This is a genomic window from Methylobacterium sp. WL9 (genome assembly GCF_008040035.1).
Lineage (GTDB): Bacteria > Pseudomonadota > Alphaproteobacteria > Rhizobiales > Beijerinckiaceae > Methylobacterium > Methylobacterium thuringiense.
This window is the reverse complement of sequence record NZ_VRVE01000065.1, coordinates 1-24,270: the sequence shown is the minus strand read 5'-3', so window position 1 is coordinate 24,270 and position 24,270 is coordinate 1. Positions and strand designations below refer to the sequence as shown.

Sequence of the window (24,270 nt, the reverse complement as noted above, 5' to 3'; positions counted from 1 at the left end):
TTCCGCGACCGGGCGGGCCGCCGCCATCGGCACGGGGGCGAGCAGGGCTTCCCGCTCCTCCAGCGTGACCTCGCTCGGCGGTGGCGTCAGCCGCGGCGCGCTGCCCAGCGCGCTGGCCGTGACGGAGGCGACCGTCACATGGGTCGGGCGCCGGTAGAGCGCCGGCCCGAGCGCCATGAAGTGCCCGCGGCCGAGATCGCGGAACATGTCGGTCGAGCGCCGGTCCATGCCCAGGAGATCGCCGGCCCGGGCCATGTCGATGTCGAGGAAGGTGCGCCCCATCAGGAAGTTGGAGGCTTCCGCCGCGACGTTCTTGGCGACCTTGGCGAGCCGCTGGGTCGCGATGATGCCGGCGAGCCCGCGCTTGCGGCCGCGGCACATCAGGTTCGTCATCGCTCCGAGCGAGATCCGGCGCGATTCCTCGGAGAATTCGCCCTTCTCGACGGGAGCGAAGAGCTGCGCCTCGTCGACCACGACGAGCGCCGGATGCCAGTGCTCCCGGTCGGCGTCGAACAGGGCGTTGAGGAAGATGCCGGTGGCCCGCATCTGGCCCTCGACCTCGAGATTCTGCAGGTCGAGCACGGCCGAGACGCGCGACTGGCGGATGCGCAGGCCGATCGTCTCCAGCTCGACGTCGCTGCGGCGCGCATCGATCACGACATGCCCGTAGCGCTGGCTCAGCGAGACGAAATCCCCTTCCGGGTCGACGACGATCTGCTGAACCGTGCCGGCGCTCTGCTCCAGGATGCGCATCAGCAAATGCGACTTGCCCGAGCCGGAATTGCCCTGGACCAGCAGCCGCGTCGCCAGCAATTCCTCGATGTCCATGACGGCCGGCTCGGCCTGGGCCCCCTTCGTCACGACGTCGCCGAGGACGATCTCGATCTTCATACGGTGTTCCGCTCGGGGCCCGCGCGGCCCCTTCGTTTGCTCGATCAAAGCCCGGTTTCGCGGGCGATGTCCACCGAGCCGGGGGCACACTCAGCGCAGGCCGCGCAGGGCCATCTCTTCCGGCGCCTGCCCGGCGGCGTCCTGGCGCGCGAGAACCTCCGCGAGGTCGAGGGGCCGATAATCGCAGGCGTCCGCGCCGACGTCGCAGGAGCGGCTGGTGTCGGGCAGGCAGGCATGGGTGTGCCCATAGAGGTGACGCGTCCCGCGCCAGAAACCGGCCCAGCTGCGATGCGGGTAGTGCGACAGGAACAGCCGCCAGGGCTGCCCGGCGGCGTCCGCGACCGTGATGCGGGCGCTCTCCACCGGAGGCGCGTGCCACGGCAGTTCGAGCACTCGGTTGGTGTCGTGGTTGCCGCGCACCAGCCGCTTGATGCCGTTGAGGCGGCCGAACACCGCCGCGCAATGCGCCCGGCTGGCATCGGCCGCGAAGTCGCCGAGGTGCCAGACCTCGTCGTCCTCCGCGACCACGGCGTTCCAGCGCGCGATCAGGGCTTCGTCGTGGCCCTCGACCGAGCCGAACCGGCCGCGGCGGCGCTGGACGAGGGCCGCGTCGCCGAAATGCGTGTCTGCCGTGAAGAAGGTCGCCATGGAGTCCGCGGAGGAAGGGCGCCTGCCGAGCCGGCGGCGCGAGCGTCGTCGACCCGCGAGGTGGCGCAGACGGGATGCGCCGCAAGCCGCTGCGGCGCGCGGTCGCCATGCGGCGTCATGAACCGGGTGGCACCGGATATCGCGGGCCGGCGCGGCGTTGCCGTCGTTCTTCAACCCAAGGATCTATCGATGACCCGGTTCACCCTCGCTCTTGCGGGCGCCATGGCGCTCGCCTCGCCCGCTTTGGCCCAGACCGCAGCAGCTCCCGCCGCCCCGACGGGCGCGCCGGCCACCACCGGTGCCGTCATCGGCGGACAGAACAACACCGGCGGCGGGACGGACGTCACGGTTCCGCGCGGCGCGACCGGGGCCGATACCTACCAGTCGAACTCGGCCGCAGCCGGCAATGCCAGCCAGCCCGAGCGCGCCGTACCGCAGGGCAGCGGCGGGGCCGGCGGCAGCGGCAACGCGAACTGAGAGCGTCGCGCCCGCACCGTTGCAAGAACCGCCCGGCGCAGGCCGGGCGGTCGCTGCCCTACTCCGCAGCGCCGATCTCGAATTCCATGCCGCGGCCCGGCCCCTGGTCGGCGTATCCGACGAGCGTGTAGCCGCGATCGGCAAGGGCCGCTTCGAGGTCGTCGCGGTGGCGACGGAACATCTGGCCGATGGCGAGCGGCGTCAGCCGTGGATTGCCCTGCCGGAGCGCGTCGACCCCGATGGCGAGCGGTGCGCCGTCCCGGTCGACGATGCGAACGATCGCCGCGGCCAGTTCGGCCGCCTTGCTCTCGGATGCCGATTTCGCCTTGAACGCCATTCCGCTCCTCAAGCTTGCCGAGGCATGTCCGTAGCGCATTTCGAGAGCGAAATGGCTGTGGCCGCTACTCCACCGTGACCGACTTCGCGAGGTTGCGCGGCTGGTCGACGTCTTTCCCCATGAACACTGCCGTGTGGTAGGCGAGAAGCTGGATCGGCACTGCATAGACGATCGGGGCCACCACCGGGTCGACGGCCGGCATGGTGAGCGTCGCCAGCGTGTCGAGGCCGTGATCCGCCGCGCCCTTGGCGTCGCCGATCAGCACGATCCGGCCGCCGCGCGCGGCGACCTCCTGCATGTTCGAGACGGTTTTTTCGAAGATCGCGTCGTGCGGCGCGATCACGATCACCGGGACGTTCTCGTCGATCAGCGCGATCGGGCCGTGCTTGAGCTCGCCGGCGGCGTAGCCTTCGGCGTGGATGTAGCTGATTTCCTTGAGCTTCAGCGCGCCTTCGAGCGCCATCGGGTAGCTCGTGCCGCGGCCGAGATAGAGCACGTCGCGGGCCTTGGCGATCTCGCGGGCGAGCACCTCGATCTCGGGCTCCAGCGCCACCGATTCCGCCATCAGGCCGGGCACGGTGATCAGGGCGTCGACGAGCGCGCGCTCGCGGGCGGCGTCGATGGTGCCGCGCGCGCGGCCGGCCGCGATGGCGAGGCAGAGCAGCACGGTGAGCTGGCAGGAAAACGCCTTGGTGGAGGCGACGCCGATTTCGGGGCCGGCCAGCGTCGGCATCACCACGGAGGATTCCCGCGCGATCGTCGAGGTGGGTACGTTGACCACCGCGAGCGAGTGCTGCCCTTGCGACTTCGCATAGCGCAGCGAGGCCAGCGTGTCGGCGGTCTCGCCCGATTGCGAGATCACGAGCGTCAGCCCGTCCCGGTCGAGCGGCGGCTCGCGGTAGCGGGTCTCGGAGGCGACGTCGATCTCGACGGGCAGCCGCGCGATGCTCTCGAACCAGTATTTCGCGACGAGGCCGGCGTAATAGGCCGTGCCGCAGGCGGTGATCGAGAGCCGGCTCAATTTCGCGAAGTCGAAGGGCAGCGCCTCGGGCAGGGCTATGCGGCCGCCTGCGAGATCGACGTAATGGGCGAGCGTGCGGCCGACCACCTCCGGCTGCTCGTGGATCTCCTTCGCCATGAAGTGGCGGTGGTTGCCCTTGTCGACCAGGAAGGCCTGGCTGACGATCTTTTGGCGCGGCCTCGCGACGATCTGATTGGCGATGTCGCGGATCTCGGCGCCGTCGCGGGTCAGGATCGCCCAGTCGCCCTCGTCGAGATAGGTGATCTCGTCCGTGAACGGGGCGAGCGCCAGGGCGTCCGAGCCGAGATAGGTCTCGCCGTCGCCGAAGCCGATGGCCAGCGGCGCGCCGTGGCGAGCGCCGATCAGGAAGTCTTCTTCGCCCGAGAAGAGGAAGCCCAGCGCGAAGGCCCCGCGCAGGCGCGGGAGGGCGGCCTCGACTGCGGCGACCGGGCCGAGGCCCTGGTCCATCAGGTGGCTGACGAGTTGGGCCACCACCTCCGTGTCCGTCTCGGTCTCGAAGCGGGCGCCGGCAGTCTCCAGCTCCTTCTTCAGCTCGCGAAAATTCTCGATGATGCCGTTATGGACTACCGCCAGCCGTGCGGTGGCATGCGGGTGGGCGTTGGTCTCGTTCGGCCGGCCATGCGTCGCCCAGCGGGTGTGGCCGATGCCGATGGCGCCGGTGAGCGGCGACTGCACCAGCTTGAGCTGCAGGTTCGAGAGCTTTCCCTCGGCGCGGCGGCGTTCCAGGCGGCCGTGCTCCAGGGTGGCGATGCCGGCGGAATCGTAGCCGCGGTATTCGAGCCGGCGCAGCGCCTCGATCACCTGCCCCGCCACCGCTTCGCGCCCGACGATGCCTACGATTCCGCACATGTGCCGTCTCTCGAGCTTTTTTGCGCCACCGCGCCGTCCCGGGCTGAGACGAGGCGGTTCCATCGGACCGGTCCCGCGCAAGGCCCGGGCCTCTCGCGCGACGCGACAGCGGTGCTTCTAGCGGATCGAAACGGCACAGGGCCAGCCGCCCCGCGCCGCCGCCTCAGCCCTTGGACTTGGCCGCTTTCGCCGCCCGCATGGCCGCGCGCTTCGTCCCGATGAAGGCCCCCGCCCCGATGGTGGTGCGGTGCTTGTTCACGCCGTCGTAATTGCAGGTGATGGTGCCGGCGCCGATATTGGCGCCCGCGCCCACCTCGGCATCGCCGAGATAGGCGAGGTGCGAGGCCTTGGCGCCGGCATGGAGCACAGCGTTCTTGATCTCGACGAAGTTGCCGAGATGCACGCCCTCCTCCAGCACCGCGCCGCCGCGCAGGCGCACATGCGGGCCGATATCGACGTTCGTCATGAGGCGCGCATCGCGCAGGTGCGAGAAGGCGCGGATGGTGCAACGGTCGCCGATCACCACGCCCGGACCGAAGACCACGTGCGGCTCGATCAGGACGTCGCGGCCGACGACCGTGTCGGCGCTGAAGAAGACGGTCTCAGGCGCGAGCAGCGTGGCGCCGCCGAGCTGCGCGGCGCGGCGCAGGCGGCCCTGGATCGCGGCTTCGGCCACCGAGAGCTGGACCCGGTCGTTGACGCCCTGCGCCTCCGCCTCGTCGATCGACACGACCGCGACTCGAAGGCCCTCGGCCACGGCGAGCGCCACGGCGTCGGTGAGGTAGTATTCGCCGCTGGCATTGTCGTTGCCGATGCGGGTCAGCAGCCGCAGGGCGTGGGCGCCCGAGAGCGCCATCAGCCCGGCATTCCCGAGGTTAACCCGGCGCTCCTCCTCCGACGCGTCCTTCTCCTCGCGGATCGCGACGACCTGGCCGCCCTCCGTGAGCACCCGGCCGTAGCCCTTCGGATCCGCCGCCTCGAAGGCGAGCACGGCGACCGCCGCACCGCCGCCGAGGGCGGAGCTGAGCCGGCGAAACGTCTGCGCGGTGACGAGCGGCGTGTCGCCGAAGGCGATGATGACGTCGCAGCTGGTCTCCAATGCCTCGCGCGCCTGAAGCGCGGCATGGGCGGTGCCGAGCCGCTCGACCTGGGGGTGCACCCGCGCGCCCGGCGCCAGGGCCTCGACCTCGGCGGCGACGTCGGCGCGCTCCGGCTCGATCACCACGCTGATGCCCGTGGCGCCGGCCTCCTGCACGGCGGCGAGGACGTGGCCGAGCATGCTGCGCCCGGCGATGGCGTGCAGTACCTTCGGCAGGTCGGAGCGCATCCGCGTGCCCTTGCCCGCCGCGAGCACGATCGCAGTGAAACTGCGCGGGCTCGCCGGGTGGCTTTCGTCTGCTGACATCATCCGCCGTTCCGCTCCCATCGTCGCCGCCGCGGATGTAACCGATCACGCGGCCTGGACAAAACAGCACGCTGCCCGTCACAAGCAGGCAACCTTAACCCCGGGTTCAGGCGTTGCTCCCTATCCGGGCAGAATTCCCTTTCCACCACCGACGCTTGCATCGACGAGGGCATGACGCATTCCACCACCGGCAACCCCGAACACGTGCCGTTCGGCCTTTCAGGTGGAGACCCGTCGCGGGCGTCCGAGGGGGCGCGGGGCGAAGCGGGCGTCGTTTCCCGCAGCCGCCGCGACCTCCTGCGCGGCGTCGCAGCCGGAGCGCTTGCCGGCGCCGTGCTCGGCACCGATGCGGTCTTCGCTCAAGGTGCCCCTGCCCTGCCGGCCGCCGGCACGCCGTTCACGGCCTCGACCGTGCCCGATCTCGCCCGCGCGCTCGCCCGCCAACCCTACGTCGCTCCCCGCACGGACGACCTGCCCGAGGCCCTGAGAAACCTCTCGCGCGAACAATACGCCGCGATCCGCACGGCGCCGGGCGCCGCGATCTGGGGCGATGCCGGGCTCGATTTCGCGGTCGAACCGCTCCATCGCGGCTCGGTCTATGCCGACCGCGTCTCGCTGTTGCTCGTCGAGGACGGCACGGTCCGCCCCGTCCCCTATGCCCGCGACCGCTTCACGGCGGACGGCATCGCTCTGCCCGATCCGGGCCAGGGCGATCCGGGCTTTTCGGGGTTCCGGCTGCGGGCGCGCTTCGCCGGGGCGGAGCTCTCCGACTTCGCGGTGTTCCAGGGCGTCTCGTTCTTCCGGCTGATCGCCCGCGGCCAGGGTTTCGGGCTCACCGCCCGCGCCCTGATGCTGCGCCCGGCTGATAGCCGCGGCGAGGATTTCTCGCGCTGGAAGGCGTTCTTCATCGAGCGGCCGGGCAAGGACGGCGGCCCCCTCGTGCTCCACGCCCTGCTCGATGCGGAATCCTGCTCGGCGGCCTTGCGGATGACGCTGAAGCCCGGCGACGCCTCGGTGGTCGAGGTCGAGGGCACCCTGTTCACCCGCACGGGAATCGACCATCTCGGGCTCGGCGGAGCACAGTCGAGCTACCTGTTCGGGCCGAACGGCCGCCGGGGTCTCGACGACGCCCGCGCCGCCGCCTACGCCTCCGGCGGCCTCCAGATCCGCAACGGCGGCGGCGAGGCGATCTGGCGTCCCGTGAACAATCCGCAGACCCTGCAGATCTCCTCCTTCCTCGACGACGGCCCCAAGGGCTTCGGCCTGATGCAGCGGGCCCGCGACTACGCCGCCTTCCAGGACGACGTGCAGCACTGGGAGTGGCGGCCCTCGCTCTGGATCGAGCCGATGGAGGCGGACGGCCCCGACGGACCCGGCAAGGCGCTCTGGGGGGCTGGTGCCGTGACGCTTCTCGAAATCCCGAGCGATTCCGAGGTCAACGAGAACGTCATCGCCTATTGGCGCCCGAAGGCGGCGATCCCCGAGAAGAGCGAGGCGCGTTTTCGCTACCGCCAGACCTGGTGCTGGCAGCCGCCGGAAGCGTCGCCCGACCAGCCGGCGCTGGCAGGCGTCTCGACCAGCCGCAGCGGGCGCGGCTCCGCCAACGGCCGCCGGCTGTTCCTCGTCGATTTCACCGGCGACATCCTGTTCGCCGGCCAGGACGGCGCGGTGCCGGAGCTGCGCACCGTCCTGATCGCCAATCCAGGCACGATCACCCGTCAGGTGCTCTACCCCTACCCCGAGCGCCGGACCGTGCGTGTCGCCTTCGAACTCGATTCCGGCGGCCAGCCGGCCAGCGAATTGCGTCTCGCCCTCAAGTCCGGTGAGCGCCAGGTGAGCGAGACCTGGCTCTATCGCTGGACCGGTTGATGCCAGAACCCGTGATCGCCTCCCCGATACGCCGATGACGGACGCCATGACCCTCGACGACGTGCTGGAGCCCACCCTCCCCTTAGCCCTGCCGCCGGACGAACGGCCGCGCAACGGGTTCCGGCCGGCGATGCCGCCGGAGGCGCCGCTGGCCATGCCGGTGCAGGACCTCGCCCGCTGGGACGGCGCGGCGCGGCGCAGGCCTTCGAAACCCGAGAAGCGGCCCTGGGCGGCCCGCGCCTTCGTCTTCGGCGGGGCGGTGGCGCTCACGACCTACGGCACGCTGCAGATGTACGAGGTCATCTCGGTCTCGGGCGGCGCCACGGCGCTGCAATACGTGCTGCTCGTGCTGTTCACGCTCACCTTCTCCTGGATCGCGCTGGCCTTCACCGCCGCCATCCTCGGCTTCTTCGCGCTCCTCCGGTCCCGCTCGGACGCGACGCCGGCTCCCACCAAATTGTCGACGCGCACGGCCGTGGTGATGCCGGTCTACAACGAGGCCACCGCCCGCACCTTCGCCGCCGTCCAGGCCATGCGCGAGGAAGTCGAGGCGACGGGGCTTGGGCAGCATTTCGACTGGTTCGTGCTCTCGGACACGACGCAGGCCGATGCCTGGATCGCCGAGGAACGCGCCTTCCTGAAGCTCCGCGAAGAGCTCGGCCCCGAGGCCCGGCTTTACTACCGCCACCGGCCCAAGAACCATCACCGCAAGGCCGGCAATATCGGCGATTTCGTCAGCCGCTGGGGGGCCGCCTACGACCACATGCTGGTCCTCGACGCCGACAGCCTGCTGTCCGGCGGCTGCATCACCGGGCTGACCGCCGCGATGGAAGCCGACCCGGACGCCGGCATCGTCCAGAGTCTGCCGCTGATCATCAACCGCAACACGCTGTTTGCCCGCGTCCAGCAATTCGCCGCCCGCATCTACGGGCCGGTGATCGCCACCGGCCTGACGATCTGGTCCGGCCGCGACGGCAATTACTGGGGCCACAACGCGATCATCCGCACGAAAGCCTTCGCCGAGGCCTGCGGCCTGCCCGACCTCAAGGGCAATCCGCCCTTCGGCGGCCATATCCTCAGCCACGATTTCGTCGAGGCGGCGCTGATCCGCCGCGCCGGCTGGGGCGTGACCATGCTGCCGCGCCTCGAAGGGTCCTACGAAGAAAGCCCGCCGACCCTGATCGATCTCGCCGTACGCGACCGGCGCTGGGCCCAGGGCAACCTCCAGCACGCGCGGGTGATCGGATCGGCTGGCCTCGCCCTGCCCTCCCGCCAGCACTTCGCCACCGGCATCATGGGCTATCTCGCCTCGCCGCTCTGGCTCGCCCAGCTCGTCATCGGTGTCGCCCTCGTGCTGCAGACGGCCTGGGTGCGGCCCGAATACTTTTCCGCCGAGTTCGGGCTGACGCCGGTCTGGCCGCGCTTCGATCCCGTGCGCGCGCTCCAGCTCTTCGGCTTGACCATGGGCATCCTGCTCGCGCCCAAGTTCCTGGGGCTGTTCCTGGCCCTGATCGACGGCGCGGTGCGACGGGCCTCGGGCGGCGGCATCCGGCTGATACTATCCTTCCTGATCGAGATCCTGCTCTCGGCGCTGATCGCGCCGATCGCCATGCTGATCCAGTCCGGTTCGGTCTTCCAGATCCTGGCCGGCCGCGACACCGGCTGGAACCCGCAGCGGCGCGACGACGGCTCGATTCCGTTTTCCGACATCGTGCGCCGCCACCGCTGGCACAGCTTCCTCGGCCTGCTCACGGGCGTAGCCGCCTTCGCCATCGCCACCTCGTTGTTCCTCTGGATGTCGCCGACGATCCTCGGCCTCGTGCTCGCGATCCCGATCTCCTGGGCCAGCGGACAGCTCGCCTGGGGCCTCGCCCTCAAGCGCTTCGGCCTGCTCGGCACCCCCGAAGAGCACACTCCGCCCCCGGTGGCTCTGCGCGCCGGCGCACTCGCCGCCCGCAATGCGCGGCACGGCTTCGACGACGCGGACGCGCTCGGTGTCCTGCACGCCGACCCGGCCCTCGCCCAGGACCATGCCGCGATGCTGCCCCGGGGCGCCAGCCGCCCCCGCGGCAGCATCGACGCCGACCGGACGCTGGCCCAGGCCAAGATCGTCGAGGCCGACACGCTGGCCGAGGCGAGCGCCTGGCTCCAGCCCAAGGAGCGCATGGCCCTCCTCCACGACCGCGCCCTCCTCGACCGGCTCGCACGCCTGCGCACGGCCTGACGAAAATCTCGCGGGTTTCGGTTTCCGGCCGACCCCGTTGTCCGCTACAAGCACCCGGCTCGCCCGGGCTCGGAGGGCGGGCCGGCTTGTGGCCGGGACGGAAGGGTGGCCGAGTGGTTTAAGGCAGCGGTCTTGAAAACCGCCGTGGGGGCAACTCCACCGTGGGTTCGAATCCCACCCCTTCCGCCAGATGGCTGTTAAGTCATTGTTTCAGATAGAAGCGTTGACGTTCAGAGAGTTAGCTGACACCTGTGCTACAGGTTCTTGCTACAGGTGACCCTATCTGATGGGCCTCGAAACCCGGCTCGTTCGCCGCTCGAATGGCACCTACTCGTTTCGCGCTTGGGTGCCTCCCGAGCTGCGTGAGGTGGTCCCTGGGGGGCGTAGCGGTCAGAAGTGGATTGCTCTCGGGACCGCTGATAGAGCCGAGGCGGTGCGCCGGGCGCGGCTCAAGTCGGTGGAGTTCGACCGGGAGCTGGACGCCGCCCGCCGCCTCATGACCGGCCGCGCTGACGAACTTACCGCTGCGGAGGCCGAGCGCCTCGCTTCGATTTGGCTGTCGTCGGTCCTAGAGGAGGACGAAGAACACCGCCGTGAGGGCCTGTCCGAACGCGAGTTGCGGCAGAAGGTAGAAGCAGCCGACATTCTCGATGCTGGCGGTGGTGCAGCCCTCGCACGTGGTGACCACAGCCTCATGGCTTTCGAGATGGAGGAGGTGCTCAAGTCCCAAGGGCTGAGCGTGCGCCCCGGTACGGATGCCTGGAGCCGCTTCGCCTACGCGATGCTGAAGGCGCAGAAGCGCTTCTCCAAGGTCCTCCAAGAGCGAAGCGCGGGCGAGGTGGTCGATACCCCTGCCCTGCCCACAGCGGCCTCCACGCCCCGTTCCTGCACCGTTGAGGAGCTAATTGCGGCATACCTCGCGGACCCGACCAAGACCCGTACGCCCGGCACGCTGAAGACCTACCAGACGGTCTTCCGGGCGATGCGTGAGTTGCTCGGCCCCGACACGCCCGTGGACAGCATCCACCGCATGGACTGCGAGCGCATCCGTAGCGTCATCATGCGGCTGCCCAGGAACGCCACGCAGCGGTTCCCGCTCCTGTCCCTGGAGGATGCCGCGAAGGTGGCCGATGCGGAGAAGCTGGAGCGGCTGGGGGTCTCTGCCGTCAACAACTACCTCCACAACCTCTCGGCTCTTTTCAAGTGGGGCGTGAAGAGCTGGCGGGTGATCCGCAACCCGGCTGAGGGGCTGGCCCTGCCGGATGACCGCGACGAGCGAGACCTTCGCCAGCCATTCAGCACAGCGCAGCTTCAGGCCATCTTCAATGCGCCGCTCTATACGGGGTGCCAGGACGACGAAGAAGGTTACGCGAAGCCGGGTCCGAACGTGATCCGTCGAGGGCGCTTTTGGGTGCCGTTGCTGTCCCTCTGGACGGGCATGAGGCTCGGAGAATGCTGCCAGCTTCGCGTGGATGACGTGACGGAACTGGAAGGCATTGCGGTCATCCTCATTGATGACGCTGGCGAGCCGGGCGCAGACGACGCGGACAAGAAGCGGGTGAAGACCGAGGCGGGTAAGCGGTTCGTCCCGGTCCATCCCGAGTTAGGGCGTATCGGCTTTCTGGAGTTCGCCGCCGCCATGCGCGGCAAGGGAGAGCGGCGGCTGTTCCCTGAGCTGAAACCGGATAGCCTGGGTTACCTCTCGGGGCCGTTCTCCAAGTGGTTCAACGACAAGCGGCGCTTCCTCGGGAAGCTCGACATGGATGTGACGGGGGTCTCGTTTCACAGCTTCAGACACAACTACCGGGACGCGCTGAGGGAGGCCGAGATTGGCCTTGAGCGGGTGCGGGCTCTCGGTGGCTGGCGAAGGGACAGTGAGGGGGAAGAGGCGATTTATGGGAAGGGTTTGAAGGCCGCGACGCTATTCAGGGAAATCGAGAAGGTGCGGTACGCGGACTTGGACCTAAGGCACCTCCACACGTTGAAGCGTTGAGGGCTCGGTGCGGCCCATTAGGCAGAGACGGGCTGACACCCTCCATCCGCCCTTCCTGACTGAACACGGCAGCCTGTATGGCGACAGCCGACGAGCTGCACGGGACGACAAAACGAAATGTTGCTAGAGGGCGGGCAGGTTCATCCGGGCATTATCGTCACCGATGAGCGACCCAGGGCAGGCTTGTGGGTCTCACGGCTTCGATTGCTGCCGCTTGGTCTCGTAGCGCCTCATCCCGCCTTCTGGCCGGTGACGATGACGCTCCTGGTGATCGATGCCGTGTGGCTGGCGGTCGTTGGCATTCGCCTTGAAGGCCCCGGCTTCCCGATCACGGCCCTCTGTGTTTCCGGGCTCCTAGTTGCCGCCGCGATCCTGGGGCCGGTCAAGTCCGAGCCAAAGCTTCGGGCGATGGCGCTCTCGGCGGCGTGCCTCGTCGCCTTCACGGTGGCGGTGGGCATCTTCCACTATCTGACCGCTACGTTGTCCCTACCGTTAGCTGACCGATGGCTGGCTGCGGTAGAACGGGGCCTCGGCTTCGACTGGACGGCCTACATCGGCTTCCTCGCCACGCACCCTGCCCTCTCGTGGTGGCTGGCCCTAGCTTACCATTCGAGCGGCCCGCAAATCGCGGTCGTTGTGATCGTGCTCAGCGCCACGTCGCACCTCGGGAGGCTTTGGGCGTTCGTTCGGCTTTACGTCGTCCTTCTGATGAGCGCCGTTCTGATCTCGGCTGTTATGCCGGCTGTCGGGCCTTACGCCTTCTATCAGCCGCACAATGTTCCTGCCGACCATATCGAGACCGTGGGAGCGCTCTGGCACCTGGAGCCCCTAGCCAAGCTGCGCGATGGAACGCTCAAGGTGATCGCACTCGGAGACATCCGAGGGCTCGTTACCTTCCCGTCGTTCCACGTTTGCCTCGCTGCCATCACGGCCTGGGCGCTTGCACCTGTGCCCCTGTTGGGGCCGCTGGTGGTGCTTCTGAACGCGGCCGTTGTGGTCTCTGCGATTGGCTCCGGCGGCCACTACCTGCCGGACATTCTCGCGGGCGGCGTCCTTGCCGCGCTGGCGTTGAGTAGCCGGGGCAGAGTTAAACGCGGCTGGCTCTCGATCTGGGCTGTCAGACCGGCAATCAAACGTCGCGTCTGGGAGTTCGATAGGGGGCGCTCCTTGGGTGGAGCGGCTGACGTTCCAACTCTCCACAACGGTACCGGCTAACCAGCGCTACAACATCATCGACAGACCCTGCCGCCTGCGAGCTGAAAGCAAATGGCCTCGACCGGCCAAGCGTGACTGCTAGGGCCTAGCGTGCTTTTCTGCTGGCCTAGGTCAATCTCACCCAGGGATTCGGCCGGTATTTTATTCGTTCGCTTTTCGTTCTATGATGCGACATGGCTGGATCGACGCAGATTGAATGGACTGAGGCAACTTGGAACCCCGTCACCGGATGTTCCAAGATCACGCGAGGCTGCGATAACTGCTATGCGGAGCGTTTTTCCGAACGTTTCCGGGGCGTGTCCGAGCACCCGTTCGAAAACGGCTTCGATCTTACACTCAGGCCGGCCCGGCTAGAGCAACCTTTGCAGTGGCGTCAACCCAAACGCATCTTCGTCAACTCGATGTCGGACCTCTTCCATAAGGAAATCCCGATCGATTTTATTGATGCTGTTTTCAGGACGATGGAAGCAGCCAATTGGCACACATTTCAGCTCCTTACAAAGCGCAGTTCTTTAATGGCGCGCTATCTTAAGGCGAGATACCGTAAAGGGGTCGCGCCCGGCCACATTTGGTTAGGGGTCTCAGTTGAAGACGCTCAGAATGCCGTAAGGATTAAGCACCTTCGGGCTGCGCCGATTACGACGCGGTTCGTATCGTTTGAACCGCTGTTGGGGCCAGTGGGGAAGATCGACCTCGAAGGAATATCCTGGGCAATTGTGGGAGGCGAAAGCGGTCCTCGCTGTCGTCCAATGGCCGAAGAGTGGGCCATGGAAATTCGCGACCAATGCCAAGAGGCTGGAGTGGCATTTTTTTTCAAGCAGTGGGGCGGCATCAGGCCGAAAGCTGGGGGGCGTGTCCTAGACGGCCGGGAGTGGAGTCAGTATCCAAAAACCCCTAAGCAGAGCGACGCGACTGCGGCCTCGATTTGATGGAGCGTTACAAGTGTCTGCGGCTTACCATGGAAGAGAGCAGACCCAAACGAAACATTATATTTTAAGAAATTATCTTCAGGCCCTTTCTTTTAAGGTTTTGACATTCACAGACATAACATACGTTGATGGTTTCTCTGGTCCGTGGGAGACGCGGACAGAGGATTTCTCTGATTCATCATTTATGATTGCCATTCGAGTCTTGAAGGATGCGCAGCAACGTTACTTCGAAGCCACAGGGCGTCGTCGTCGCATTCGGTGCTACTTTTCTGAGACGGGAGCGACGGCCTACGCGCAATTGCAACGCGCTGTAGCCGAATTTAATAAGCCTGAAGATTCGTTCGAGGTTAGAACCTTTAATGGTCGCTTTGAGGACGCAATCGACGATATTCAGGAATATATCGGAAATTCTCTACCTCTGATTTTTATTGATCCCACTGGATGGACTGGCTACCCTCTCCCTAAGATTAGGCGTTTATTTGATAGGCCGAAGGCCGAGGTGCTAATCAATTTCATGTATTCGTTCGTGAGCCGGTTCGTAAACAGTGGTCAGGAGGATACCGTTGCGTCACTTGATCCAATTTTAGGAGGACCCGGATGGCGCGACCGCTTAGACAAAAATCTCCCACGGGGGGTAGCTGTCGAGCGTCTATTTCGCGAGAGCCTCCAATCTGCATGTGGATTTAAATTTGTCGTATCGACTAGAATTGATAAACCTACAGTCGATATGCCTCACTTCTTTCTTGCCTACGGCACCAAAACCTACGAGGGCTTGAAGGCATTTCGCGAAACTGAGTACGGAGCTGTTCGCGAGCAAGCTCGGCTCCGGGTTGGGGCTGGCGTACGGCGTCAGGAAGAAAAAACCGGCTTAGTCGATATGTTTGCTGGCTGGCATGCTGACGTCAAAGAACGGGGCGTCGATGATATTGTTACCGAGGAAATGCATTTGGCCGAAGGTCGCATTATTAGCTTTCTCCAGGCACGCGGCCCCACACGGTTTCAAGATGTTGCAGCTCGCGCGATGCAGGCTCTGATGTTACGCGAGACGAACGTGAAGAACGTTTGCGTGAAGTTGGCAAACGACGGTTTGATCGAAAATACATGGGGAAAGGGCACTAGGAAGCCCAAGGACAATGATTTAATCCGCCTTCTCCCGCGAACAGAGTAGCTCTTGCGCGCGGCGGCGTAGGAGGCCAAGCGGCGGGTTACCAACCAGTTGAAACAGTCGCCGCTGTTTTTGTTTTCTAGTCGCGGAGCAAGCTGTCCAGGCCTTTGCCCTCACGCCCTCTTGCCGACAACCCAGCGCACCCTTTCATGCGCCGCCGCGGCAGCATCGAGCGCACCCCAAAGGTCGGCGTTCACAACCGGCTTCTTGTTCGACCCACGCCACCCCTTTGCTCTCCAGCCGGGGAGCCATTCCGTCATCCCCTTCATCACGTACTCGCTGTTCGTGAGCACGATGACGACGGCACCAGGGCTGAGGGCTTTGAGCGCCTCGATGGCCGCTGTCAGCTCCATGCGGTTGGCTGTGGTCGAGGCGGCGCGGCCCTCTACGCTCCTCTCGGCTCCCGTCTGCGTGTGCTGGATGACGGCCTTGTAAGCGCCCGGTCCGGGGTTGCCCTTGCATATCCCATAGAGGCCGATGGCGAACTCAGGGGTAGGTTCGATGGTCATTGAGAGGTTCCTGAAAGGCATGGGGAGAGGTCCCGAGAGGGGCCTCTCCGGTTGGTCGTTCATGCTGATGGCGTTGGATGGTGACGGGCTGTCGCTAGCGCGCTGGGCGCCTGCACAGTCGAAGCGGCAGGAGCGTCACGGCCCCCTCCCCTCGAATTGAAGTGGCAGGGTGGTTGCGTTGGTCTTCTGTCGCTTGAGTGTCTTTGCGTCTTCGGCGTCTTTCCGAGCCGCAGCGGCGCGCTGAAGCTCGTCCGTCTTGAACGTGCTGTCCGTCATGTCGTCCACGGGGATGCCGTCCGCCTTGCGCACGATGCGCCAAGCGTTCCCCGCACCGCCCAGCGGGCGCACCGTCAGGTCGCTCGCGTCCACCCCCTCGGCCTTCCCGTGCTTGTCGGCGTAAGCCTTCAGCACATCGCCAGCGAGCACCGGGAAGTCCTGTGGGACGCGCCTGTCGCTGGCATCGATCCAGTAGCCGTTGACGTTCACGTGGGTTTGCTGGACGCGCTCCACGGCCCGATGGACGGCCTTGTCAGCGCCCAGGCCGAGCACCGCATAGTTCTCCGCGAGGCGCTGGATCGTGGCGCCCATATCGCCCAGGTTCTCAGGTGCGGACTGACCGCCGAACAAGCCCCCGAAGGTGGACCCGAGGGACCCGACCTTCTGCCGGATGGCTTGGGTCGTGACGGAGGACATGCGCTTCAGCCGGCGCTCCGGGTCGGCGTTCGCTTCCGTGGCCAGCAAGAGGGCCTTGCCGGGGGCCAGCCCCGCGTCCTCTTCGCCGATGCGCCAGGACTCGTAGAAGTCCCGCTGATCCTTCGGCACGAGGTCGTTGAGGATACGCGCGTTGTTGGCGTGGAGGAGCTTGTAGAGGGCGTAGCCCTGTTGGGCCGCTTCGGGAGGAGCTTCACCGGAGAGCGCCGACGACGAGATGGAGGCCCCGCCGAGTGAGAGGGTGTCCTTCCACTTCTTCGGGGCGTGGCCGTTCTTCGCATAGATGGGCGCCTCGCGGAGCACCGTCTGGTCCCAGCTCTCGCCCTTCTGCTGGGCGTACTGCGTGGACCATTCCTCGAAGTCCGAGAAGGCCCGCTCGCGGAACTTGTCGCCGCCGAGGGTCTCCTCCTCGCCCTTCTTATTCAGGACGGTGACCTGGGGCAGCGAGAAGGTCTTACCGCCGCGCACCGCCTCCACGCCCATGTTCGTCAGGGACGCCTCTTGGGTGTTGAGCTTGTCGAGGAGCTGGACCCGCTCGGACTCCTTACGGGCCTTCTCCTGGGCCTGTTCACGGGCGTTACGGTTGGCCTGGACCCACGCGTTGGCGGTCCCCTCCTCCACGTAGCCGTCCTTCGCCTGGGCGCGGGCGAGGAGGCGCTTCTCGTCATCCGGGGTGGCTTCCCCGTTCATGAACTTCGAGTAGTCGTCCTGCCGGCCGGCGACGGTGGCGTCCTTCGTGTCCCGATCACGGACCGTTCGGGCATGCGTCATGGCCTGGGCCACGGACGGACCCACGGTGCCGTTGTCGATGAGACGCTCGCCCTTGAACTCGGTCTCGCCCAGCGCCTTCACGACGTCGTAGCGGCCCTGTTCGGCGAGCGCCCGGACCACCGGCACGAGGGCCTTTTGCTGTTCCGCGTAGGGCAGCTTGAGGATTTTCTCGTTGCCGTAGAACTCCGCGACCACGGCCTTAGCGGCGTCCTCGGGGCTCTTCCCGGCATCGCTGGCCTTCTGGACAACCGCCGTGAAGATTTTCGTCTGGTCGTCCTGGGTGCGGTTGTAGGAGTCCGTCGCCTTCGTCTCGGCGTCTGCACTCGTGATCCGCGCGACCCCTGGGGTGACGTCGTCCACGAACTGTTTGCGGAAGATCGGGTCATGCCCGAACTTGTCGAGGTAGGGCTTCATCGTCTCGGCCGTGAGCGCACCCACGTTGCCGTTCACCCGGTCGAAGTCCGTCTGGTATTTGGTCTTGGCTTCGTTGATCGCCTGGGCCGCGAGGAGCTGGCCGAGACGGCGGGAAGCGGCGGCCTTGCCGAGCCCGGATTGCATCTCCGGGTCGGAGGCCATCAGGGCTTCCACCTTCGCGGGGTCACCGCCGACACGCAGGATTTTGGCCTGAACGGAGCTAGAGGTGTCGTCCTTGTCTTCGTCCGCCATCGTCGTGGCGAAGCGCTGAAGGCTCGGATTGAAGCCTACGAGTGCCGCGGCGAGGCGCTGGGCGTTGTCGTCCTGGGGCGCCTGGGCAGCGCGCGCGAAGGTGCTGAGCTTGTCGGCCTGCGGGGACAGCGAGGGCGCCCGGACGCCGGGGTCCTGAATGGGCTGAGACTGGCGCGCGCGCTCAGGCTCGGGAGCGTCCTCACGGAACTGGGCGAGGCCGGGTTGCAGTGGCATGGTTCGGTTTCCTGATGATCGGCAAGGGAGTGGCGTTCACGCGGGCCGCGAGGGTCCGCGCGTTGGGTCGTTCGGGGTGTGGTGGAGGTGCCTGTTAGCGGAGAGCCGCGAAGCCGCTGGAGCGCGCGTCCCGCTCTTCTTCGTGGCGGCGCCGGGCATCGCGGGCCTGTGCCGCCACAAGCTCTTCGGCCGCTGCCGCGTCCACCGCGACCAGCTTCCCATCCGAGGCCATGGCGAACACCTCCGCCATCAAGACAGTCAGGCTTGTCGCGTTCTTGGTGTCGGCCTTGGCGGTGATGAAGGCGGCCTGGGCCTTCGTGAGGTGGTACTCGGTTACGGAGCGCCGGGCGCCCTTGCCCGCCTCGATCATCACGCCACGGTGGCGCAATGATCCGAACAGCTCCAGCGTGGTCGCGTGCCGGATGATGAGCTTGCGAATGTCGGTGGCGCGCGCGTAACCCAACGCCTCCGCCAGCTTCAGGTCTTGGACGGTCGCTTCCTCTCGCGCTGGCGCGTTTCCCGCCGTGGTGCTGAGAGCGCTCATCACGCGGCGCCTCCCGCCAAGCCGTCCCGCTCGGCCGGTTCTGCGACCCTATCGAGAAGGCCCCGCACGAGGCCCGCGGGGATGGCGACGGAAACTGTCACGGGCTCGGTGGTGCCCCCTGCCCCTTCGCGCGTGAGGAGCATCACGAGGGTATCGCCCTCGCGTCGGTGCTCCAGCGCGAACTCCCCATAGCCGGGTGCTCCGCGGTCCGCGTTGGTAGTGATGGGCACGATGAGGCTGTGGGCGCGTGGCTCGGTGCCGGCGAACCAGAGGTGTGGGGTTCTGTCGTTCGTCATGTCGAGGTTTCCTGATGGTGCCGGTTGGGTGGCAGGCATGGGGAGGCGTTCACGCGAGCCGAGAGGGGCCGCGCGGGTGGTTCGATGGGGTTGAATATGAGACGTGCCGCGGGCTGGCGGCCTTACGGGTCTTATATGTGGAGGGTGGTGGGGGGCTGAGGCGTCCGCGCCGGCATGGCCTTCACGGTCACCGGGAGCGCATGCCCTGTGACCTCGCGCGCTACGGTCTCCATGATCGTTCTACCGTCCACAGCCCGAGAGCGGGGGACGAGCAAGCCATCATGGATGCCAAGGCCCACGATGCCCCGAGCCCGCATCTCGTCCAAGACATGCGCGAGGATGACGCTCTCGGTGTGCATGAGCGCGAAGCCCAGGCCAGACCCGAAGCAGCATCGGAGGGCCGGGTGTCGTTTCAGAATGGCGGCCTTGGTCCGGGCTACGGTCCATTCCGCTGGTAGCCGAGGTGTCTCGTCATCATCCGGGAGAGGCCAGGAGGTACGGCGGAAGTCATCGAACAACAGGGTGTTCAACGCCAACTTCAGCGCCGGTCGATGCTCCAAGCCAAGTCCGTCGAGGGCGTATATGTCGCCATCGGGAGGGGTCGTGCCGGTGGTCGCATAGGCCAGCCGTGGGAACATGGACGCGAAGTCCAGGTCCACCAACTCCTCCCCTTCGACCCTGATGCCGGCCCTGCGGCTGCGCTCCAGGTTTTGCCAGAAGCCACCGAAGAAGCGCCCGGCGCGGTCGAAACGGGGAGCCTCATCTTCCGGCAAGAGGACGAAGTGACGGCGCATGTGACGCTGCCGGTGATCCACCATCCCCTGCCCATCATCCACGAAGGCAACGTCCGCCCCGTCCAGGAAGGTGTTGAAGCCCTGGACGGTCTCGCGCATCGCCACGGTGCTGCCCGTGTCGGCATAGTCTACCAGCCCCGAGGTGTGGTCGGACGATGCGCCGCTGTGCCGTTGCTTGCGCTTCAGGATGATGGGCTCCTCCCCCGGCAGCCGGCCGAAGTCGCTCAACGCGATGCCATCGGCGCGCACTGTCGCAATGAACGCCTGCGTAGGAGCGATGGACCACGCCTCCCGCCTACGCATGGAAGGGGCGTGCATTGACAGCACCTCCAGCTCCTCCAGGGCACCAAGGAGGCCCGCGAAAGGTTTGCCAAAGGCAGGGTTGTCGTAGCGGCTGACGCCCGTCCTTGCGTTCCCCGTGAGCACCGCGAGGCGTCCAGTCTCGGGGGGCATAAGCACCGCGTAGGCTAGGTTCGCCACCACGGCTTCGACGGCGATTAAGTGGTGCCGTTGATCGGCCTCCCGACGCGCGCGCTGGCGTGCCCCCGTGGCGGCTTCGTATCGTGCCAAGAGGCCAACCGTCTCATCGACAATGCGTTGTAGGGGACGGCCAGTCGCTCCCCGCCAATCGTCAAACCAGCGGTGCCGTACAGGCCCAAGAGGTGGACGCGTTACGGCAACCTCCGTGGGGCGGTTGAAATCACGCACGGGCTGCGCCTCTCGGCTTCCTCACGGCGAGGTTCCGGGAACGGAGGTTCAGGCTGTCGCCGTCCCGATAGCGAATGGAGCGGGCCTCAGCGTCACCGAAGACGAGCCGAGCGACCATGACGAGGTTGCCGCGGTCGGCGCAGCGAAGCCGGACGTAGGATTTGCCGTGGCCGTTGCCGTTCGCGAGCCACGGGCGGGGGCCGTGATCCGCGACAATGGTTTCGTAGTCGGCCGCGTAGAGCCACGCACGGTGGCCCGGACGGTTACTGAGCGGGACCCCGACGACCAGCCGGCCGTCATTGTCCCGGCTGTGAAGGACAGCCGCGGTCATGGTGGAGGTTCCTGTTGAGGGGGAAGTTCAGGGCCGGCGAGGCGGCGCCGAACGGGCAATGGAGGGTCTCGGCGGAGCGCGACCGCTAGGCGTTACACAGTCGCAAAAGGATAGGGACGCCCCGCCGGAGAAGGATGCCTTCAGGATTGCTGGGGTGGGTGGTAATCGCCGGCCCTCTTGTGGGTGGCAATTACCCTCGCCCTTCACGGGCACGCCCAGGCGCCTAAAGCTGCAAGCTGGCGTACCACCTGGACGGGTCGTTTCCGGTGCCTGCTAGGCGGTCGCGCCCTCGGACAAATCAGCGGCGTCCCGTTCTGCCGACTGCGCTAAGGATGCTGCCTGTGCGCGGACAATGCCGTCCGTGATGCGCACCGCGAGGCCGCGGATGACGCGCGCAAGTGGCGGCACTTCGATGGTGAGGTGCCGGCGTCCCGCCCACAGCTCAAAGCCGGTCGCGTGCCACCGTAGTTCGAAGAACGGAAGTCCAGGCGTTGGGGGGCTCATCTCGTAGAAGCTATCGAACAGGTCGCCGATCTTCACGCTGCATCTGCTCAAGATAAGCGCCGTCGCGCCGTTCCAGCTAACCGTAATCATCTCATGAGTCCCCAAGGCCTGTTGTCCGGCCGCCTGGGTATTTAGGCAGGGGTTTCCTGATGACGCAAGGCAAAATCAGGTAACTATTGGAGGCGTTGCAAATAAAATACAGTATCTATTCGCTAGTGGGTAGGTCGGTGCGCGATACGGAGCGCCCTTCAAGAGCGTTTGAATTGATGTTTGGTCTCTATCATTCATATTTCGGCGCCGTCCAGTGAAGCTTCGGCAGTTTTTCACGAGGCTGCGCGGACGAGCCAGTCGCTTCTCTTGCCGCCTCGGTCGCTGACACTGACGGTTTTGCCCTGCGCACCACCGCGCGCCTTCTCGCCTTCAAGCTCATCAGTTTCTCAAGCTCTGCGCGCGGGGGACGCATCTTCTGGCCTACAGCCGCAATTTGGTCCGCCAGCTCGGCTTCGTCATCCGGGCTCAGCCGGTACCCTTTTCCGGCCGTCCGGGGGAGTCCTTGAACAACCTGACTGACGATGCGCCGAAGGGACCGGACCTTAATCCGAGCGAGTGCCCAGCCATCTCGATTGCCGGCCTCTCGCTCCTGCGCGGTGACGATCTCCAGAAGCTTCCGCTCGCGCTCAATGGCGTCGTAAAGGATGATGCCTTCAAATTCAGAGAGGTAGACGGCATAGTCTTCCATTGGAACAACCCAGTTAGCACGCGCCGACAACTTAGCAATGACGACAGTTTTTGCTATCCGGTATTGCGGCGGATTGATCTGGCATCGAAAATCTGGATTAAAGAGTTGAAGAGCGGAGTTCCGGGGCCTTCGCCGCGACCACCTGGACGAACCCCTGCATCGTCTGCATCAGGGCCGTCATCGCGCCCATGAGCTGGTCCATTCCGGGGGCCGTCTGGGGCTGAGCGGGCGGGGCCTCGTAAGCGTCGAAGCGGCGGATCACCTCGGCGCGGACTTCACGGGCACGTGGGGTTTTCGAGAGGATGCAGATGAGGAGCGCTTGTTGCTTGTTGAGGTAGAAAGCGGTCGTCTTGTTGCCCGATGCGAGGGTGTCCCGCTGGACTACACCCCCATAACCTTCAAGCTCCCAGGTATTTTTCTTTATCAGCACTCGAATATGCCGGGGAATGGCCATCCCGAGCTGTGCCGCGAGGGCCGTATCGAGCACCCGCACGACGGGCACCAGAGCGGGGAAGACGGGCGCCGTGGGAGTCGTGCCTTGCCGCCCGCGCAACTCCCGGCAATAACGACAGCTTGACCTTATCGATGGAGCGTCGCGGTGCGCATCTGGGTGTTGGTGCTAGTCGCCGCGGGGCTCGCCGGCTGCGTGAACCCGAAGGCCGATGGGAACGTCTATGGCGGCCTGTTCGGGCAACAGGTCACCGGCAACAGCGTCTCCGCCTCGGTGTCCAACGTTTGGAGCGAGGCCGATGCCCTACCACTCGCGGACCAGCATTGCGGGAAATTCGGCCGGGCCGCGCGCATCAACAAGATGACCGGACACACAGCCAACTTCGATTGCGTCGCCCCGTAAGGGCTCGCCGCACTGACGGTCGCGCAGGTTCCGCTTCTCGCCTACCGGACAGATTGCTCAATCCGGCCCGCCTGTAGATACCTAAGTATCATCACCGTCGAACCGGTCGATGTAGCGAAGCCCATCCCAAAGCTCGGCGCTCAGGCCGTTGCACATGCGGCGCGCTACGGCCTTCGCGGCTTCATCATTATGGACCGGGATAGGAACGCTCGAATGCACCTTGCCGTCGCCGTCGAAGAGCAAGACCCGGTAGCTCGGCGGTGTCTCGGTTCCACCTGGCAGGCCACCTTGCGGGATCTCGGACATGGAGGGCTCCGTAGCATAGCAGCGAGCGCGTCTGTTTGCGGCACTCAGGACAGGAAGCCTGAGTGTTAACGGCCAACCTTTCTCTGCTCAACGGCAGACCACCTATGGGTCTGAAACGGTACGTCGTTGCCGCCTCTCCCCTTGGTGCGTTTGCTCCATAAGGCCGCGAATATCCGCCATCACGTTGTCGTGGCGCGCGCCCGTCAACTCGGAGATTTCCCGGCTCGACATGGTGGCCGGGCCGGCTCCCGCTCGGGGGTAGCCTCTCGGCAGTCGGCTGCGCCTCCAGGTGCGACCCTCAGGCCCTCTTACGGGGCCTTCTCGGGATGGCACGGCAGCGATAGCTTTCGGGAATGACCAAGCCTGCGACCGTCGCCATCGTCATCGGCACCCCGTCTGGCCTTCGCCATTTGGCCAGCTCCTCCGAGCGGAATGCGGCGTGGCCCGCGGAGGCGGTCCTTAGGGGGCTCGGAGCGGCCGTCAGCTCGGCAACCCTATGGATCCAGTGCGCGGACCCCGAGGCGGCCAAGCGGCTTACCAGCTACCTCCAGAGCGTGAAGGCAGAGGTGGTGGCGGAGGCGGCGCTTGGGGTGGGACTGGGATAGGCGTAACTGGCTCCGCTTCTCCTGAAGCCCCAGCCCCGCCTGTAATGAGTCTCCCATCCTCAATAGCGTTGGCGGCCCGGTTCACAATTCAGCAAGGGGCGCGGTTTAGATTGTATCATATGTCAATGCTGACTTGTTCGGCGCTCGGTAAGCTGATTTCCGCAGTAATCTCTAAGCGCGGATGCCGCCATGATCCCTTATCGAGTCAGCGTTTGGGCACCCCGCGGCTCTTGTGGTGCTGCGGAAGACATCAAACTCTACGGTACGTACGCCGAGTGTGATGACGAAGCCTTACGCATCGTCGCCGATGTGATGCCTGACGGATGGCGCGTGGACCGTATTGCCGGCCTCATGGCACGTGCCGAGGTCGAAAGCCTCCGCCTAGCTCCCGGAGAGGTTCGCGAGCTGTCGTCGTTCGCTATCGAGGATTTGCTTCTAGACGATCAAGCCAGCCTGGAAGCCGACAGCGGCGGTTTTCGCTCACTGCAGCCCTTTCCACATCGTGTCGGCTCGGCTTAGCGCCTCCGCTAGAGCGGCTGCCGATCACGCGGAGTCGGGCTGGGTTTTCACACGCGGGCTGATCTGATTCCCTGTCTGCTTTCGACAGGAGGGTCGATGTCGTCGCCGTTGTCGTCCGATCTGCGTGAGCGCGTCG

General features: G+C 66.0%; 24 protein-coding genes and 1 tRNA gene. 10 read left to right on the top strand and 15 right to left on the bottom strand.

Annotated elements, in window-relative coordinates:
- The coding region (locus tag FV217_RS16850) for an ATP-binding protein (protein ID WP_147818332.1) at positions 1-891 on the bottom strand (891 nt) is incomplete at its 3' end.
- A gap of 90 nt (positions 892-981) precedes the next feature.
- Positions 982-1,539, bottom strand: a complete 558-nt coding sequence (locus tag FV217_RS16845) for a metallophosphoesterase (protein ID WP_147818331.1) — start codon at positions 1,537-1,539, stop codon at positions 982-984.
- 189 nt (positions 1,540-1,728) lie between these two features.
- Here FV217_RS16845 and FV217_RS16840 point away from each other — a divergent pair, with 189 nt between their 5' ends.
- Positions 1,729-2,016 (top strand): hypothetical protein, encoded by a 288-nt coding sequence (locus FV217_RS16840; RefSeq protein ID WP_147818330.1) that lies wholly within the window; start codon positions 1,729-1,731, stop codon positions 2,014-2,016.
- Positions 2,017-2,074: 58 nt separating this feature from the next.
- On the opposite strand, the gene FV217_RS16835 is transcribed toward FV217_RS16840, so the two are convergent.
- The 3 genes from FV217_RS16835 to glmU all read right to left on the bottom strand — a co-directional run bounded on the left by FV217_RS16835 (position 2,075) and on the right by glmU (position 5,652).
- On the bottom strand, positions 2,075-2,353 hold the full coding sequence (locus FV217_RS16835; protein ID WP_147818329.1) for an adenylosuccinate synthase: 279 nt from the start codon (positions 2,351-2,353) through the stop codon (positions 2,075-2,077).
- A 64-nt stretch (positions 2,354-2,417) separates the two neighbouring features.
- Positions 2,418-4,244 carry a glutamine--fructose-6-phosphate transaminase (isomerizing) gene (gene glmS / locus FV217_RS16830; RefSeq protein ID WP_147818328.1) on the bottom strand — a complete coding sequence of 609 codons (1,827 nt, stop codon included), beginning with the start codon at positions 4,242-4,244 and terminating at the stop codon, positions 2,418-2,420.
- Positions 4,245-4,407: 163 nt separating this feature from the next.
- Entirely contained in the window at positions 4,408-5,652 is a 1,245-nt protein-coding gene (gene glmU / locus FV217_RS16825; RefSeq protein ID WP_246682879.1) for a bifunctional UDP-N-acetylglucosamine diphosphorylase/glucosamine-1-phosphate N-acetyltransferase GlmU, read from the bottom strand.
- 168 nt (positions 5,653-5,820) lie between these two features.
- Here glmU and FV217_RS16820 point away from each other — a divergent pair, with 168 nt between their 5' ends.
- The 7 genes from FV217_RS16820 (at position 5,821) to tcmP (ending at position 15,047) form a co-directional block, all read left to right on the top strand.
- Positions 5,821-7,518 (top strand): glucan biosynthesis protein G, encoded by a 1,698-nt coding sequence (locus tag FV217_RS16820; RefSeq protein WP_147818327.1) that lies wholly within the window; start codon positions 5,821-5,823, stop codon positions 7,516-7,518.
- A gap of 130 nt (positions 7,519-7,648) precedes the next feature.
- Positions 7,649-9,742 carry a glucans biosynthesis glucosyltransferase MdoH gene (gene mdoH, locus FV217_RS16815; RefSeq protein WP_238232116.1) on the top strand — a complete coding sequence of 698 codons (2,094 nt, stop codon included), beginning with the start codon at positions 7,649-7,651 and terminating at the stop codon, positions 9,740-9,742.
- Positions 9,743-9,841: 99 nt separating this feature from the next.
- Positions 9,842-9,931, top strand: a tRNA-Ser gene (locus tag FV217_RS16810).
- A gap of 97 nt (positions 9,932-10,028) precedes the next feature.
- On the top strand, positions 10,029-11,735 hold the full coding sequence (locus tag FV217_RS16805; protein ID WP_147818325.1) for a site-specific integrase: 1,707 nt from the start codon (positions 10,029-10,031) through the stop codon (positions 11,733-11,735).
- A 255-nt stretch (positions 11,736-11,990) separates the two neighbouring features.
- Entirely contained in the window at positions 11,991-12,950 is a 960-nt protein-coding gene (locus FV217_RS16800; protein ID WP_246682868.1) for a phosphatase PAP2 family protein, read from the top strand.
- A 173-nt stretch (positions 12,951-13,123) separates the two neighbouring features.
- Positions 13,124-13,879, top strand: a complete 756-nt coding sequence (locus tag FV217_RS16795) for a phage Gp37/Gp68 family protein (RefSeq protein ID WP_147818323.1) — start codon at positions 13,124-13,126, stop codon at positions 13,877-13,879.
- A 13-nt stretch (positions 13,880-13,892) separates the two neighbouring features.
- Positions 13,893-15,047: a three-Cys-motif partner protein TcmP gene (tcmP, locus tag FV217_RS16790; protein ID WP_187272607.1), complete on the top strand. Its 1,155-nt coding sequence runs from the start codon at positions 13,893-13,895 to the stop codon at positions 15,045-15,047.
- 110 nt (positions 15,048-15,157) lie between these two features.
- Here the strand turns inward: tcmP and FV217_RS16785 are convergent, their stop codons facing one another.
- The 9 genes from FV217_RS16785 to FV217_RS16745 all read right to left on the bottom strand — a co-directional run bounded on the left by FV217_RS16785 (position 15,158) and on the right by FV217_RS16745 (position 22,344).
- Positions 15,158-15,553, bottom strand: a complete 396-nt coding sequence (locus FV217_RS16785) for a ribonuclease H (RefSeq protein WP_210245147.1) — start codon at positions 15,551-15,553, stop codon at positions 15,158-15,160.
- Between the two features lie 135 nt (positions 15,554-15,688).
- Complete coding sequence (locus FV217_RS16780; protein ID WP_147818320.1) at positions 15,689-17,935, bottom strand: hypothetical protein; 2,247 nt, start codon at positions 17,933-17,935, stop codon at positions 15,689-15,691.
- A gap of 94 nt (positions 17,936-18,029) precedes the next feature.
- Entirely contained in the window at positions 18,030-18,479 is a 450-nt protein-coding gene (locus tag FV217_RS22975) for a hypothetical protein (RefSeq protein WP_187272606.1), read from the bottom strand.
- Positions 18,479-18,775 carry a hypothetical protein gene (locus tag FV217_RS16770; protein ID WP_147818318.1) on the bottom strand — a complete coding sequence of 99 codons (297 nt, stop codon included), beginning with the start codon at positions 18,773-18,775 and terminating at the stop codon, positions 18,479-18,481. Before FV217_RS16770 ends, FV217_RS22975 begins: the two co-directional genes overlap by 1 nt.
- Positions 18,776-18,906: 131 nt before the next feature.
- The gene (locus FV217_RS16765) at positions 18,907-19,995 is read right to left on the bottom strand and encodes a hypothetical protein (RefSeq protein WP_210245146.1); all 1,089 of its coding nucleotides are present in this window, start codon (positions 19,993-19,995) and stop codon (positions 18,907-18,909) included.
- A gap of 274 nt (positions 19,996-20,269) precedes the next feature.
- Positions 20,270-20,608: a hypothetical protein gene (locus FV217_RS16760; protein WP_147818316.1), complete on the bottom strand. Its 339-nt coding sequence runs from the start codon at positions 20,606-20,608 to the stop codon at positions 20,270-20,272.
- Between the two features lie 273 nt (positions 20,609-20,881).
- Positions 20,882-21,148: a hypothetical protein gene (locus tag FV217_RS16755; protein ID WP_147818315.1), complete on the bottom strand. Its 267-nt coding sequence runs from the start codon at positions 21,146-21,148 to the stop codon at positions 20,882-20,884.
- Positions 21,149-21,392: 244 nt separating this feature from the next.
- A complete protein-coding gene (locus FV217_RS16750; protein ID WP_147818314.1) occupies positions 21,393-21,851 on the bottom strand; it encodes a hypothetical protein in 459 nt (152 codons plus the stop codon).
- A gap of 97 nt (positions 21,852-21,948) precedes the next feature.
- Positions 21,949-22,344, bottom strand: a complete 396-nt coding sequence (locus FV217_RS16745) for a hypothetical protein (RefSeq protein ID WP_147818313.1) — start codon at positions 22,342-22,344, stop codon at positions 21,949-21,951.
- Between the two features lie 105 nt (positions 22,345-22,449).
- Here FV217_RS16745 and FV217_RS16740 point away from each other — a divergent pair, with 105 nt between their 5' ends.
- Entirely contained in the window at positions 22,450-22,704 is a 255-nt protein-coding gene (locus FV217_RS16740) for a hypothetical protein (RefSeq protein ID WP_147818312.1), read from the top strand.
- 81 nt (positions 22,705-22,785) lie between these two features.
- On the opposite strand, the gene FV217_RS16735 is transcribed toward FV217_RS16740, so the two are convergent.
- The gene (locus FV217_RS16735; RefSeq protein WP_147818311.1) at positions 22,786-23,010 is read right to left on the bottom strand and encodes a hypothetical protein; all 225 of its coding nucleotides are present in this window, start codon (positions 23,008-23,010) and stop codon (positions 22,786-22,788) included.
- Positions 23,011-23,804: 794 nt separating this feature from the next.
- Between FV217_RS16735 and FV217_RS16720 the strand changes: the two genes are divergently transcribed.
- Entirely contained in the window at positions 23,805-24,134 is a 330-nt protein-coding gene (locus tag FV217_RS16720; protein ID WP_147818308.1) for a hypothetical protein, read from the top strand.
- Positions 24,135-24,270 lie beyond the last annotated feature (136 nt).